General features: G+C 47.8%; 16 protein-coding genes. 13 read left to right on the top strand and 3 right to left on the bottom strand.

Annotated elements, in window-relative coordinates:
* Positions 1-194: 194 nt before the first annotated feature.
* Positions 195-1199 (top strand): type I glyceraldehyde-3-phosphate dehydrogenase, encoded by a 1005-nt coding sequence (gene gap / locus CRO03_RS01180; RefSeq protein WP_097109745.1) that lies wholly within the window; start codon positions 195-197, stop codon positions 1197-1199.
* Between the two features lie 122 nt (positions 1200-1321).
* On the top strand, positions 1322-2191 hold the full coding sequence (locus CRO03_RS01185) for a D-hexose-6-phosphate mutarotase (protein WP_097109746.1): 870 nt from the start codon (positions 1322-1324) through the stop codon (positions 2189-2191).
* A gap of 27 nt (positions 2192-2218) precedes the next feature.
* On the opposite strand, the gene CRO03_RS01190 is transcribed toward CRO03_RS01185, so the two are convergent.
* Both CRO03_RS01190 and CRO03_RS01195 read right to left on the bottom strand, forming a co-directional pair.
* Positions 2219-2410, bottom strand: coding sequence for a hypothetical protein (locus tag CRO03_RS01190; RefSeq protein WP_097109747.1), 192 nt, complete (start codon positions 2408-2410; stop codon positions 2219-2221).
* A gap of 98 nt (positions 2411-2508) precedes the next feature.
* Positions 2509-2916: a hypothetical protein gene (locus tag CRO03_RS01195; protein WP_097109748.1), complete on the bottom strand. Its 408-nt coding sequence runs from the start codon at positions 2914-2916 to the stop codon at positions 2509-2511.
* Positions 2917-3194: 278 nt separating this feature from the next.
* Between CRO03_RS01195 and ccoN the strand changes: the two genes are divergently transcribed.
* The 11 genes from ccoN (at position 3195) to ttcA (ending at position 13183) form a co-directional block, all read left to right on the top strand.
* The gene (ccoN, locus tag CRO03_RS01205) at positions 3195-4622 is read left to right on the top strand and encodes a cytochrome-c oxidase, cbb3-type subunit I (RefSeq protein WP_097109750.1); all 1428 of its coding nucleotides are present in this window, start codon (positions 3195-3197) and stop codon (positions 4620-4622) included.
* Between the two features lie 10 nt (positions 4623-4632).
* Positions 4633-5241, top strand: coding sequence for a cytochrome-c oxidase, cbb3-type subunit II (ccoO, locus tag CRO03_RS01210; protein ID WP_097109751.1), 609 nt, complete (start codon positions 4633-4635; stop codon positions 5239-5241).
* 5 nt (positions 5242-5246) lie between these two features.
* A complete protein-coding gene (locus CRO03_RS01215; protein WP_019674433.1) occupies positions 5247-5429 on the top strand; it encodes a cbb3-type cytochrome oxidase subunit 3 in 183 nt (60 codons plus the stop codon).
* Positions 5422-6396, top strand: a complete 975-nt coding sequence (gene ccoP, locus CRO03_RS01220; protein ID WP_097109752.1) for a cytochrome-c oxidase, cbb3-type subunit III — start codon at positions 5422-5424, stop codon at positions 6394-6396. The genes CRO03_RS01215 and ccoP overlap by 8 nt, the downstream gene beginning before the upstream one ends.
* 91 nt (positions 6397-6487) lie before the next feature.
* On the top strand, positions 6488-6973 hold the full coding sequence (locus CRO03_RS01225; protein WP_097109753.1) for a FixH family protein: 486 nt from the start codon (positions 6488-6490) through the stop codon (positions 6971-6973).
* A 39-nt stretch (positions 6974-7012) separates the two neighbouring features.
* Positions 7013-9421: a heavy metal translocating P-type ATPase gene (locus tag CRO03_RS01230; protein ID WP_097109754.1), complete on the top strand. Its 2409-nt coding sequence runs from the start codon at positions 7013-7015 to the stop codon at positions 9419-9421.
* 28 nt (positions 9422-9449) lie between these two features.
* On the top strand, positions 9450-9695 hold the full coding sequence (gene ccoS, locus CRO03_RS01235) for a cbb3-type cytochrome oxidase assembly protein CcoS (protein WP_097109755.1): 246 nt from the start codon (positions 9450-9452) through the stop codon (positions 9693-9695).
* A complete protein-coding gene (locus tag CRO03_RS01240) occupies positions 9692-10366 on the top strand; it encodes a sulfite exporter TauE/SafE family protein (protein ID WP_097109756.1) in 675 nt (224 codons plus the stop codon). Before ccoS ends, CRO03_RS01240 begins: the two co-directional genes overlap by 4 nt.
* Positions 10367-10406: 40 nt before the next feature.
* Entirely contained in the window at positions 10407-11111 is a 705-nt protein-coding gene (fnr, locus tag CRO03_RS01245) for a fumarate/nitrate reduction transcriptional regulator Fnr (RefSeq protein WP_097109757.1), read from the top strand.
* Between the two features lie 115 nt (positions 11112-11226).
* On the top strand, positions 11227-12159 hold the full coding sequence (uspE, locus tag CRO03_RS01250) for a universal stress protein UspE (RefSeq protein ID WP_097109758.1): 933 nt from the start codon (positions 11227-11229) through the stop codon (positions 12157-12159).
* A 70-nt stretch (positions 12160-12229) separates the two neighbouring features.
* On the top strand, positions 12230-13183 hold the full coding sequence (ttcA, locus tag CRO03_RS01255) for a tRNA 2-thiocytidine(32) synthetase TtcA (protein WP_097109759.1): 954 nt from the start codon (positions 12230-12232) through the stop codon (positions 13181-13183).
* 52 nt (positions 13184-13235) lie between these two features.
* Here ttcA and CRO03_RS01260 read toward each other — a convergent pair whose 3' ends face one another.
* Positions 13236-14096, bottom strand: coding sequence for a glucosaminidase domain-containing protein (locus CRO03_RS01260; RefSeq protein ID WP_097109760.1), 861 nt, complete (start codon positions 14094-14096; stop codon positions 13236-13238).
* Between the last annotated feature and the right edge of the window lie 189 nt (positions 14097-14285).

The following is a 14285-nucleotide window of genomic DNA, read 5'->3' on the forward strand; positions in this document are numbered from 1 at the left end:
TAGTATTTTACCGCTATACGCGACGATAACACCAAACCAATTTACGTTATTAAATTACAAAAAACCAATTTAATGCAGTTTAAAACTTGAAAAATGCCAGCAATAATGTAATTTTACTACACATTATTGGCTGAAGGCGACCTGTTGCATACGTTTTCAGCCTAAACTTTGTCAAATTTAATTCTGGAGTCGCTATGTCTATTCGGGTCGCAATTAATGGCTTTGGTCGCATTGGCCGCAATGTGTTACGCGCTTTATATGAAAGCAGCAAAAATTACGATATTAAAATTGTTGCCATTAACGATTTAGGTGACGCTGCTATTAATGCCCACCTGCTGAAGTATGACACAGCACATGGCATTTTTGCTGCCACTGTCTCGCATGACGATGAAGCTATTTATGTTAATGACGACCAGATTAAAACCTTAAGCATTCGAAACCCGGCTGATCTGCCATGGCAGGATTTAAAGGTCGATGTTGTATTAGAGTGTACCGGCTTATTTACCGATCGCAAAACTGCGGGCGCCCATTTAACGGCTGGTGCTAAGAAAGTTATTATTTCAGCCCCCGGAAAAGATGTCGATGCGACGATAGTATACGGCGTTAACCATCAGGTCATTACCCCACAGATGACCATTATTTCAAATGCGTCATGTACCACCAATTGTCTGGCACCCATTGCTAAGCCGTTGTCTGATGCGCTGGGTATTGAGTCAGGCTTAATGACCACTATTCATGCTTATACTAATGATCAGCGCTTAAGCGATGTTTATCATACCGATGTGCGCCGCGCCCGGGCTGCAGCCATGTCGATGATCCCAACCAAAACCGGCGCTGCCGCCGCGGTGGGTTTAGTGGTGCCAGAGCTTAAAGGTAAGTTTGATGGCTTAGCGGTGCGGGTGCCAACCCTTAATGTGTCGCTGGTAGATTTAACCTTTATTGCCGGCCGTGATACCAGCATTGCCGAAGTAAACGATATTATCCGCGCTGCAGCGGCGCAAAGCCCGATGAACCAGGTACTGGCGGTTAACGATTTACCACTGGTGTCAGTTGATTTTAACCATAACCCAATGTCATCTATTTTTGATGCCACTGAAACCCGGGTGAATGGCCGGCTGGTAAAAGTGATGTCGTGGTACGACAATGAGTGGGGCTTTAGTAACCGGATGCTGGATAACGTCATTGAGTTGATGAAGTAAAGCCATAATGTTGCTTTTTTTACAGCCAGCTTTAAGCTGGCTGTTTTATTAGTGCTCTACTAAAGATAGCAGAGCAGGAAATTCTTTCTGCACCGCCTTCAACCGCACTTGAGGGGCTTTTTATGTCACAAGTAAATATCAGCACTCTAACGGGTTTTGGCCAGCTTAGCGACTTACCCTGCCTTAAACTGCAATATGGTAATGCCAGTGCGGTAGTCTCGTTATATGGCGGCCAGGTATTGTCTTATCAGCCAACGCCCGGCCAGGAGTTACTGTGGTTGTCCGACAACGCTCAATGGCATAACGGTGCGGCTATCCGTGGCGGTGTGCCGGTGTGCTGGCCCTGGTTTGGCCCGGCCTCTGCCAAGATTAACCCGGAGCAACAGCCTCTGCCCAATCACGGTCTGGTGCGAAACCGGCTTTGGCAGATTCGGCACAGTGAAAGCAGCGCTGTGTCAACCAGCGTAAATTTGTCGATTGTTGTTAACGATTTACCTGAGTCATTATGGCCGGCTGACGCAAAGGCGCATCCGGTTAATCTTGCCCTCAGCCTGATATTAAGTGCCAATCAGCTAACCATGCAGTTAAGCTGTGATACCCCGCTATATCAGCAAGCAGCACTGCATAGCTATTTTCGGATACAAAACCTGCAACAAACCACGGTAACGGGCTTAAGCCAGAACTACTTCGATAAAGTCAGTAACGCTGAACATGATAGTCCTGATGATAAAGCATGTTTCAGTGCTGAAACCGACCGCATTTATTTTAAAACCGGCAGCCAGTTGCACTTAGCTGATGATAAGCAACAGTTAACTATTAATCAGCAAGGTCATGATGCCAGCGTTATCTGGAACCCATGGCAACAAAAAAGCCGTGAACTGCCCGATATGGCAGATCACGGCTTCACCGAATTTGTTTGTGTCGAAAGCGCCAGACTTGGATTAGCCCAGCCACAGAATCTATATCTGATCCAGACCTTAATACCGCATTAAGACTTACACCACACTACAGCGGCCAGTTTAGAGCTGGCCGTGTAAAAACTGCTTCAAATCCTGCTGCGGATATCCTAACTGATCGAGCAATTCCGGCACCTCGTCCTGCGGCATAAACACGCTTTCAAAATGCTCTAAAATACCATATAAATCAGCGCCTTGATCCCGAAGCTGCTGGGCGGTAGCTAAATGAATATTGCGGACAAATTCACTGGTCATGACTGTTAACCTCTGTGGTATTGGCAAAAGCTTTTGTCTGTTTCGCCCGCTTATACTGAACAAATTTTCGCCAGCTGACAAGCTTTAAAATCATCTTTTTACCAGCTTGAATTAAACCGCTCATTTATCGAAAGTTTTCTGCCATCAGCCAACTGTACCGTCAAGTTCAGTTGCCATAACATCGCCGGATCACTGCATGCCCCCAGCAGAAATTCAGCTTGCCAGTGCTCTGCCCCACTACCGGTTGGCGTACTAAGCTTATCAAAACGCAAAGGGATTAGCCCCATATACATGCTAATGCCGCTGAGCTCTGCACTGATGCTGACTATCGGCTGCTTGCTAACCAGGCTAATAAGTAACGGCGTCTCTACCGGCGCACCAGCCGGGCTTAAACTCAACTGCAAGTCAGCCTGCCGATGCAATACCCGGACACTGTCATCTGGCTGGTTTGGCTGGCAAGCCAGTAGCAACAGCAGGCACAAACACAACGAACTAATGTTTTTCATCGGTAACTTTGTACTTATTAAAAAGCGCCAGTTTACCGGCTTTTCAGCAAAAGGGCGAAATAGTGACTACAATTGGTTACTTATTGCACAGGGACTTTGTTCTACGTCATAAAATGGATGAGTTTACCTATCTTTTAAAAGTCAAAACTCGTATCATTTCGCCCAAAATTCAGTGGCTGCAACAGCAAAGTTAACATGTTGTTAGTTGTCCACTTTATAACAATAGGGCCACCTCAAGGTGGATTTTAGTAACCAGCATAACTGCAGCGGAACTCAACATGAGCCAGACCAAACCGTTAAATGTTGAATACAACTATAGCGTTGTCCGCCTCTTTGCCATTACTACCGTTTTATGGGGTATAGTTGGCATGGTGGTGGGCGTATTACTCGCAGCCCAGCTTTACTGGCCGGCATTAAACTTTGATATTCCGTGGCTGACTTATAGTCGCTTGCGGCCACTGCATACCAACGCGGTGATTTTTGCGTTCGGCACCAGTGCCTTGTTTGCTACGTGTTATTATGTAGTACAGCGAACCTGTCAAACCAGGTTGTTTGCTGAAAAACTGGCCATGTTCACTTTCTGGGGTTGGCAAACGATTATCGTTGCCGCTGCCATTACCCTGCCACTGGGTATGAGCCAGAGCAAAGAATACGCTGAACTTGAATGGCCGATAGATATTCTGATTACCATTGTCTGGGTATCCTTTGCCATCGTGTTTTTCGGCACTCTGGTCAAACGTAAAACCAGCCATATCTATGTAGCAAACTGGTTTTATGGTGGTTTTATTATCACGGTAGCCGCACTGCACATCGTTAACAGCATGGTGGTTCCGCTCAACCTATTTAAATCTTACTCCATTTATGCCGGTGCAGTAGATGCCATGGTACAGTGGTGGTACGGTCACAACGCGGTTGGTTTCCTGTTAACAGCTGGCTTCCTTGGCATGATGTACTATTTTGTGCCGAAGCAGGCCGGCCGGCCGGTTTATTCTTACCGCTTGTCGATAGTTCACTTCTGGGCCCTGATCGCTCTCTATATCTGGGCTGGTCCGCACCACTTACATTACACCGCCCTGCCTGACTGGACCCAGTCACTCGGAATGGTAATGTCTATCGTGCTGTTCGTACCGAGCTGGGGCGGCATGATTAACGGTATCATGACACTGTCTGGTGCCTGGCATAAGCTGAAAACCGACCCTATCCTTCGCTTCTTAATTGTGTCGTTATCGTTCTATGGCATGTCGACCTTTGAAGGGCCAATGATGGCAATCAAATCGGTAAACGCGCTGTCGCACTACACTGACTGGACTATTGGTCATGTTCACTCTGGTGCGCTTGGCTGGGTAGCAATGATTTCTATCGGAGCCATGTACCACCTTATTCCGGTGGTTTACAACAAGGTTGGAATGTATAGCACCAAGCTAATCAATACTCACTTTTGGTTACATACCATAGGTGTGGTGCTTTACATCGTAGCCATGTGGATCTCCGGTATTATGCAGGGCATGATGTGGCGGGCGGTTAACACTGACGGCACTCTGACTTACAGTTTCGTGCAAAGTCTGGAAGCGTCAATGCCATTTTATCTGATGCGCTTTATTGGTGGGGTTTTTGTGGTCACCGGTATGTTGATTATGGCATACAACGTATACAAAACCGTCCGTAGTAAAGATGAAGTGGCACAAGCAGTGCCAGTAGCGGCATAAGGGGCAGGTCATGTCGAAGAATCATCATGAAAAAATAGAAAAAAGTGTTAGCTTGCTGGGTATTTTCACCGTCATCGCTATCAGCTTCGGTACTCTGGTCCAGATTACACCGCTGATGTTTATGGAAGAAACCAAGCAACCAATTGACGGTTTGAAACCCTATACCGCACTGCAAATGGAAGGACGGGATATTTTTATCCGGGAGGGCTGTACTAACTGCCATAGCCAGATGATCCGTCCGTTCCGGGCCGAGGTTGAGCGTTATGGCCATTATTCCGTCGCCGGTGAAAGCGTCTGGGAACACCCGTTTTTATGGGGTTCGAAACGCACTGGTCCTGACCTGGCCCGGGTAGGCGAACGCTACAGCGATGATTGGCACTATGCCCACTTAATGGATCCACGCTCTGTGGTACCACAGTCTAATATGCCGGGTTATCCGTGGTTAGACAGCAATATCCTTGACGGCAAATATACTACCCGCAAGCTTGAGATCTTCCGTGGTTTTGGCGTGCCTTACACCGACGAAGACATTGCCGGCGCTGCTGATGCAGTTAAAGGTAAAACTGAAATGGAAGCCCTGATTGCCTATCTGCAATCACTGGGCACAGCGTTGAAGTAACCATTATGGAATTTGCAACAGTTCATAGCGTATTAACCGTAATTCTGTTCGTCGGCTTTGTCGCTTTCGTTATCTGGGCTTACAGCAAAAAGCGTAAGAAAGATTTTGACGAAGCTGCCAACCTGGTATTTGACGACGAACCAGAATCTAAAGAACAAAAAATCAAACGGGAGTCAGATCATGAGTAGCTTCTGGAGTGCTTGGATCATTGTTTTAACTTTACCTGTGCTAATTGGCTGCTTTATTTTACTGCGCTGGAATTTAACTAACTACGTCGGTGTGCCGGAAGATGAAACAACCGGCCATGAAGTAGACGGCCTGGAAGAAGTCAATAATCCGCTGCCAAAGTGGTGGACCTATATGTTCTACGGCACCCTGATTTGGTCAGTGTTTTATCTGGCCGCCTATCCGGGTTTAGGTAACTGGCCGGGCTTTTTAAACTGGACCAGCTCTAACCAGGGTATTAAAAACCTGGAAGAGTCACGTGCTGCTGTGGCGCAAGCCAAAGCCGACGGACGTTATGTTCAGCTGGATGTTGAAAATGAATCTGCGGCAGAGACTTACGGTCCGGTATTTCAGCAGTTTGCCAAGCGCGATGTACTGGATCTGGCTTATGACGCCGATGCACTGAAAATTGGTCAGCGCTTGTTTTTACAAAACTGTGCTTTGTGCCATGGTTCTGATGCCCGGGGCCAGCGCGGCTACCCTAACCTGACCGACAACGACTGGTTGTATGGTGGCAGCCCGGACAAGATCAAAGAAACCTTGTTATATGGTCGCAGAGCCGCCATGCCAGGTTGGCAGGAAGCACTGGGTGAGCAAGGTATTAAAGAAATGACAGCTTACGTCCTGAGCTTATCCGGCCGGGCAGTAAATGAGCGGGAAGCTACTGCTGGTAAAGCGAAATTTGCTCTGTGTGCTGCTTGTCACGGAGCTGATGGCAAAGGCAGCGTAGCGCATAACCTGCCCTTCGGTGCACCTAACCTGACCGATAATATCTGGTTATATGGTGGCTCAGCCGGTGCCATTGAAGAAACGCTGGTAAAAGGTCGTTATGGCGTTATGCCGGCCTTTAAAGACACCCTGGGTGAAGATAAGGTGCATATTTTAACGGCCTATGTTTACCGGTTATCTAATCCGGAAGACCAACGGTAAAACAGTTACGCTTGTGCTAACTGTTAAAAAATCAGGCTAATACCTACTGAGCCCCGTAAAGGGGCTTAGTATTATTAAATATGAGGTAACAATGCAGCAGGATACGAAACCCTGGTATAAGCAAGTCTGGCCGTGGATCCTGATTGCCATCCCGGTACTGACCGCATTACGGGCGATATACGCCGTAGTGTTGATGAACCAGCAACAACCTGATCTGGTGATTGATGATTACTATAAAGCCGGAAAAAGTATTAATTTACAACTGGCCAAATATCGCGAATCGGCTTTGCGCAATTTAAACGCCACGGTACTGATAGCAGGCAACCGCGCTGTGGTGCGTTTTGCAGAGAATGCTGTGCTGGATGACAGTGTCCATCTCGATTTTTATCACCCTACCCTGGCCGCACAGGATTTTGCTGTCGATGCACAACGCAGCGGCGAATTACTGTATGTCGCAACCCTGCCGCTGACCCCGAGTGGTAAATGGCGGCTTAACGTTAGTGACAACAGCAATGAATGGAAACTAAGAGCGACCTTCCAGCTACCCGCGGAACAGGAAATTAAGCTCGGATACTAAGTAAACTCGGATGCTAAGTAAACAGAAGCAGAGGCCTGGTTGACAACAATAAGCTGTTTTCATTGTCTTGAGCCGGTACTAACCGGCGAGCGTTTTCAGTTAACCATAAATGGCGCACCGGCATTGTTTTGCTGCGCCGGCTGTCAGGCCGTGGCACAGACTATTATCGACAGCGGTCTGGATGATTACTATAAATTCCGGACGGAAGCGGCTGCAAAAGCCGAGGTGATCCCGGCTGAATTACGTGCCAGTTTACAACAATACGACAGTGCTGACGTGCTGGCCGATATCAGTCAGCAGCAACAGAATGGCTCAGAGCTTGAACTTGCCATAAGCGGCATGAGCTGCGCAGCCTGTGCCTGGCTAATTGAAAAACACCTGAGCAAACAGTCTGCTATCAACAAAATCAGTATTAATTCCTCTACCCAGCGGGCTCTGCTTAACTGGCAACCTGAGCAATTAGCCCTTAGTGAAATTTTGCTGCTGATCAACCAGCTTGGCTATCAGGCCAGCCCTTTTGTTGCAGACGAGCAGGAAAGCCAGTTTAAAACCGAACTTAACCGGTTTTTAAAGCGACTGGCGGTATCCGGCATTATGACGATGCAGGTAATGATGCTGGCATTTGCCCTGTATTTTGGTGAATACAGCGGTATTGATGAGTCGCATCATGGCTATCTGCGTTGGATTAGTATGTTGCTGACATTGCCGGTGGTACTTTATGCCGCGTTGCCTTTTGTCAGTAGCGCCTGGCGCAGCATTAAAGCACGGCAGCTGAATATGGACGTGCCTGTCAGTCTGGCGATTTATTACACGTTTTTCGCATCTGCTTATGCAACGATTATGCAGACCGGCGAAGTCTATTTCGAGTCGGTCTGTATGTTTACTTTCTTGCTGCAACTGGGTAAGTTTTTTGAATACCGGGCGCGAGCGCAAGCGCGGGATGCAACCAGCAACTTACTGAAAATAATGCCGGTATCGGCAACATTGCTAAAAGACGGGCAACAGCAGGCAGTGTCAGCCCGCCGCCTGCAAGCCGGCGATACTATCCTGGTTAAACCAGGTGAAACCATACCCGCTGATGGCATGATAGTGTCCGGCAGCAGCACCGTAGACGAGTCTATGTTAACTGGCGAGTACACTGCCATCAGCCGCAGCCACGGTGACACGGTACTGGCCGGCAGCATTAACCATGATGGTCTGTTGACAGTTAACGTCAGTAGTGTTCTGGCGCACTCCCGGCTTGGCCAGATAATTCAGTTGCAGCAACAAACGTTGCACAGCAAACCACGACTGGTAGAAAAAACGGATCAGCTAGCCCGCTATTTTGTCGAACGGTTGTTGCTGATTGCCGCTGCTACCTTTGCTCTTTGGTATTTCTGGCTGGATGCCGATCGGGCATTCTGGGTTACCCTGTCAGTGCTGGTAGCAACCTGCCCTTGCGCTCTAAGTCTGGCCACACCGACAGCCATTACCTGCGCACTATCGCGACTAAACCGGCTGGGTATTCTGGTAAAAAACTCACAGGCGCTGGAAACCCTGCCAGCACTGAGCCATATTATTTTCGATAAAACCGGTACCCTGACTGAAGGCCGCTTCAGTATTGTTAAGGTGCAACGGCTACAATCGTCACTAGCTGAAAACCTGAATGACAACGAATTACTGAACCTGATAGCAAATCTGGAGCAACATTCTGAGCATCCGATCGCCCGCGCTTTTAAATCGTACCTGACCCAACATATCACGCTGGAACACGTTAGCATCAGTGTTGGTCAGGGCATCAGCGCAGACTGGCAAGGCCAGCAGCTCAGAGCAGGCAGTGCCGCCTTTTGTCAGATTGACAGCGCACAATGCGGCACAACAGCCAACGCTAACGTTTTTATTACCCTGGACCAGCATGTGCTGGCCGCCATTACTCTGGCTGATAACCTGCGCCCGGGAGCGTCCCAGCTGGTTAGTCAGTTACAGCAACAGGGCTATCAGGTTGGTATGTTAAGTGGTGACAGTTCAGGCCTGGCCGGGCAACTTGCTAACGAGCTTAAACTTGATTTTATGCAGCAAGGCTGCAGCCCGGCAGATAAAGTAGATGCAATTAATGACCTGGTTGCCGCTGGCCACAAAGTATTAATGGTAGGTGATGGTATCAACGACAGTCCGGGCTTTAACGCCGCCCATATTTCTGTGGCAGTCGATTCAGGCACAGACTTGTCCAAAAATCAGGCCGATGTGGTACTGTTACAACCTGAGATAAGTTTGCTGGCAACATTACTTACTGCCGGCAGGCAGGCCGCCAGCGTTATCCGGCAGAATTTGCTTTGGGCAGTAGGTTACAACCTGTTGATTATTCCACTGGCAGTAGCTGGTCTGGTATCCCCCTATATTGCTGTGCTGGGAATGTCGTTTAGCTCCCTGCTGGTGGTATCTAACTCGCTCAGATTACTGAAAAAGTGAGTTTTATATACTATGAGTTTTTTATGATATGAGCATCATCTACGTACTAATTCCTATTGCTATTCTATTTGTCATGCTGGGCCTGGCCATCTTTTTCTGGGCTGTTCGCAGCAAACAATTTGAAGATTTAGACAAAGAAGGTTTTAGCATTTTATTTGATGAACAACAGGCGCAGGCTAAAACAGCCGCCAAACCTGAAACGCAGGGCACGGCAACTGCTGCAACTGACAGTACAGAACAAAATCGTCGTCAGCAGGATGACGCCGGACAATGACTGCTGACTTACTGGCCGCACTGTTAATAGGTTTTCTGGGCAGCAGCCATTGCATCGTTATGTGCGGCGGCATTGTCGCGGCACTGCAACTGGCGCTGCCACAGCGTAGTTTTGGCTGGAAGTTAGCCATGCAACTGTTGCTAAGCCTCGGTCGCTTAACCACCTACGCATTATTAGGCGGCCTGGTAGGCTATTTTGGTATGCAAGCGATGGCATTGGCCGGTGTGTCGTTGCTATGGCTGCGATTAATAGCCGGGATATTGTTGCTGCTAATGGCGCTGTATATCGCCAGATTATGGTTCGGGCTTACCGTGCTGGAGCGTGGTGGCCAGCATTTATGGGCATTAATAAAACCCCTTAGTCAAAAAGTGATGCCGCTCGATAGTTTACCCAAAGCCTATTTATATGGGTTATGCTGGGGCTGGTTGCCTTGTGGTCTGGTATACTCCACGCTGGGTTGGAGTCTTGCCAGCGGCAGTGCCGGCCAGGGGGCTTTGATTATGCTGTTTTTTGGTTTGGGGACCCTGCCTGCCTTGTTGACATTCGGTAGCCTGGCCAGCAATCTGAGTAAATTTAAAAATAAGCCGTTGGTGCGTTATAGCGCAGCCGGAATATTAGCTATTTATGGTATTTATACAATTTACCTTGCTTTAAAAAGACTAGTTTTTTAAGCTGTAGCGGTTATTTCAGGGACAATCAGGAAACCAGTTTATGCAACGTTCAGCGATTAATTGTCAGGATTGTGGTTTCAGCCAGTTATGTTTGCCGTTTTCCCTGAGTGAGCAGGAACTTAGCCGTTTAGACGATATTATTCAGCGCAAAAGGCCGCTGCATAAAGGCGACATGCTGTTTGAAAGTAACAAACCGCTAAAAGCCCTGTTTGCCATTCGCTCCGGCTCGTTCAAGACCTTTACGTTAACCGAGCAAGGCGAACAGCAGATCACGGGGTTTCATTTACCCGGTGATGTCATTGGCTTTGATGCTATTAATACCGAACTGCATAACAGCTATGCTGAAGCACTGGAAACCGGCATGGTATGTGAAATCCCCTACCCTAATCTGGAAACGCTGCTTGACCAATTACCAAAACTACGGCAGCAACTGATGCGGCTGATGAGCCAGGATATTCAGGCTGATCAGCAAATGTTGTTACTGTTAAACCGGAAAACCGCCGAACAAAAATTAGCGACTTTTCTGAACCATCTGGCCCAGCGCTTTGGTAGCCGGGGGTTTTCTGCAAAAGCGTTCCGCCTGTCGATGACCCGCAGCGATATTGGCAATTATCTGGGCTTAACGGTAGAAACTATCAGCCGCTTGCTGAGCAAATTACACAAAGAAGAATTAATAATTGTTGATGGCAAACTTATTACCATCAATAACCCTGCTGCAATGCAGCAATTAGCCGGTAATTGTTAGTTTTTTTGATTTAGCACAAACTGAACTTGCCCGCTTTACGGTTTTATTGACTACACTTTTCAGTAGCTAGCGTTAGTAGCTACTGCTGCCCCATAATTTTTGCATGGAGAGTGTAATGACCGTTTTCAGCAATGTGTTAGTTGTGCTTGACCCAACCGATAACCAGCATAAAGCCCTAAACCGGGGGCTGGAGTTAGCCCGCAAACAGCCTTGTAAACTTACCGCGTTTTTATCGGTATATGACTTTTCCTATGAGATGACCACCATGCTGTCAGGTGACGAACGGGAATCGATGCGCCAGGCCGTTATTCACGACCGCGAACTTTGGGTCGGCGAGCTTATCAATGATGCCAGAAATCAGGGCATTGATATCAATTTAAAAGTGGTATGGCATAACCGGCCCTTTGAAGCGATAGTACATGAAGTGCTGGAGCAGAACTTCGACCTGGTCATCAAAGGCACCCATAATCACGACATATTAAAATCGATGATTTTTACCCCCACTGACTGGCATATTTTACGAAAGTGCCCATGTGCGGTGTTACTGGTTAAAGAACATGAGTGGCCGGACAACGGCAACATTATTGCAGCGGTTAATGCAGGGAGTGAACAGGACCATCATCAATCACTAAATCAGCGGGTGATCAGTAATGCCAAAGCCATGGCACAGGTGTTACAAGGTAAGGTTCATCTGGTTAATGCCTTTCCCGGCACGCCGGTCAACATTGCGATAGAAATTCCGGAATTTAATCCACAGCAGTATAACTCGGCGATGCGCCGCCATCATGAAAATGCCGTCGCTGAGCTGGCCAATCAATTCGACATGGCCGAGCAAGACACCCATGTGCTGGAAGGTATGCCGGAAGATATTATTCCAGCTTTAGCAACTGAGCTGGACGCTGAAATGGTGGTTATTGGTACCATTGGCCGCACCGGTTTTTCAGCCGCCATTATTGGCAACACCGCAGAGCACTTAATTGATCAGCTTGATTGTGATGTTTTAGCGTTAAAACCTGCAAACTTTGTCAGTCCGCTGGCAAAACACTAAAATCCGCCCTATGGTATTGGCGCACACTTGGTTATAATGTGCGCCATTTTTCTGTAGGGTAACTGTCGTTATGTCTCACGCAGCGCAAGCAAAAGCACAATACAATTTAAATAAACTGCATAAGCGGCTGCGCCGCGGCGTCGGTCAGGCCATCAGCGACTTTGGCATGATAAGCGAAGGCGATAAAGTGATGGTGTGTTTATCCGGTGGTAAAGACTCCTATACCATGCTGGATATTCTGCTGAACCTGCAACAGTCTGCTCCAATTAATTTCAGTATTGTGGCGGTCAATCTAGATCAGAAACAGCCAGGTTTTCCAGCTGAGGTACTACCCAATTACTTACAGGGCATTGGCGTGGATTATCAGATTGTTACTGAAGATACTTATGCCATAGTTAAAGAAAAAATTCCGGAGGGTAAAACCACCTGCTCACTCTGCTCGCGGCTGCGCCGGGGTATTTTGTACCGCACGGCCAAAGAGCTTGGCGCAACCAAAATTGCCCTGGGCCATCACCGTGATGACATGCTGGAAACCCTGTTTTTAAATATGTTTTATGGCGGCAAAATGAAATCAATGCCACCTAAGCTGATTAGCGATAACGGCGAACATATTGTGATCCGGCCACTGGCCTATTGCAAAGAAAAAGACATTGAGAAATACGCTCAGGCCCGGCAGTTTCCGATTATTCCGTGCAATTTGTGTGGCTCGCAAGATGGCCTGCAACGTCAGGTCATTAAAGAGATGCTGCAGGACTGGGATAAACGCTTTCCGGGCCGGATTGAAACCATGTTTCAGGCAATGCAAAACATTGTGCCGTCTCATCTTGCAGACAACAGCCTATTTGATTTTGCCGCGTTATCGAAACAGAGCAATACCGCTGTAGAGGGTGATACCGCCTTTGACCCTGTTGCAGTACCTATCGTACCTGTTGGCCTGGCCAGCGATGACGAAGCTGATGACATTACACCTGTGTCAGGCCAGACCGGGCGTAATAACGAACTTAAAATAGTGCAGCTGAATTAACGTCACTATTATTAAAGCTGAATTAAGCCGCACTCTGCAGCGCGGCTTTAACTTAGTCTTCCAGAAAGCGCCGGTTAAAACGGATCATATTACTGATTTCAGCAATATACTCGTCACCACGCTCTGAATAGCGGCCTAAACCCGCTGCCAGCGCTTCGCCACGGATCGGCTTGCGTTCAGCCCTTAGCTGCGCCCGGATTTCTCTGAGTTGCTCATAGGTATGAAAGGTATTCAGGTTATAGAAGTAGCTGCGAATACTTTTGGCCGGCGTATCAAACTTTGCCACCTCATGGCTCTGATCTTCACCCCGACTCAGTGGCACCAGACCACACCCTTCCCGGAAACACCACTGACCAAAAAAATTATAGCCTTCAGCCGCAAAGCGGCTGGTTCCCCAGGCAGACTCATTTGCAGCCTGCATCAACACCAGACTGGCCGGTAAAATATCGACCCTTTTCAGTAACTCCTGCAGCATTTGCGGATCTGTCTCAGCAACGTCCATCCGGAATTCATCATATAAACTGTACAAAAATGCGTATTCATTGATGTTCAGTCGTTGGTTTTTTTGCTTCTTTTCTGCCAGTTCCAGTAATTGCCGGCGTAAATTACGTAACCGGTTATTTTCACGCTGAACATGCGGCCGCAGATAATTAAAAAATGCCCGCTTTTTGGCATTGGTGTCAGTAATAGCATTGAAATCAGGCAGTGGTTTATAAGCAACTGCCGGCTCAGTATAGGCCAGCCGCTCAAGCACCTTTTTCTGATCGGCCTGGCTTAATGCAGCAATTCTGCCGGGGTGCTGCCACTCATCAAGTGAGTCTTGCTGCGGTACCGGTTGCAAACCAACAAAAGGGCTTAGTGCGGCAAAACCAACGACACACCAGCCAACTACTATTATGCTTTTTTTAATCAAAAAATCACCACTAAATTCCGCAGCGTCCAGACCAGCTGATGACAGTTAAGTCTGTTACTGTCTCAATAAATCAGGCGCTATTTTAACCTTTGCGTGGCACAGAATGAACTAAAAAATATTTTGCCCTGTTTTTTTACTAATTTTTGTCAACATTTATGACCGGCGCATTGCAAATCAGCCGCGGTTATG

This window comes from Arsukibacterium tuosuense, from assembly GCF_900215315.1.
In the GTDB taxonomy this organism is placed as follows: Bacteria; Pseudomonadota; Gammaproteobacteria; order Enterobacterales; family Alteromonadaceae; genus Alishewanella; species Alishewanella tuosuense.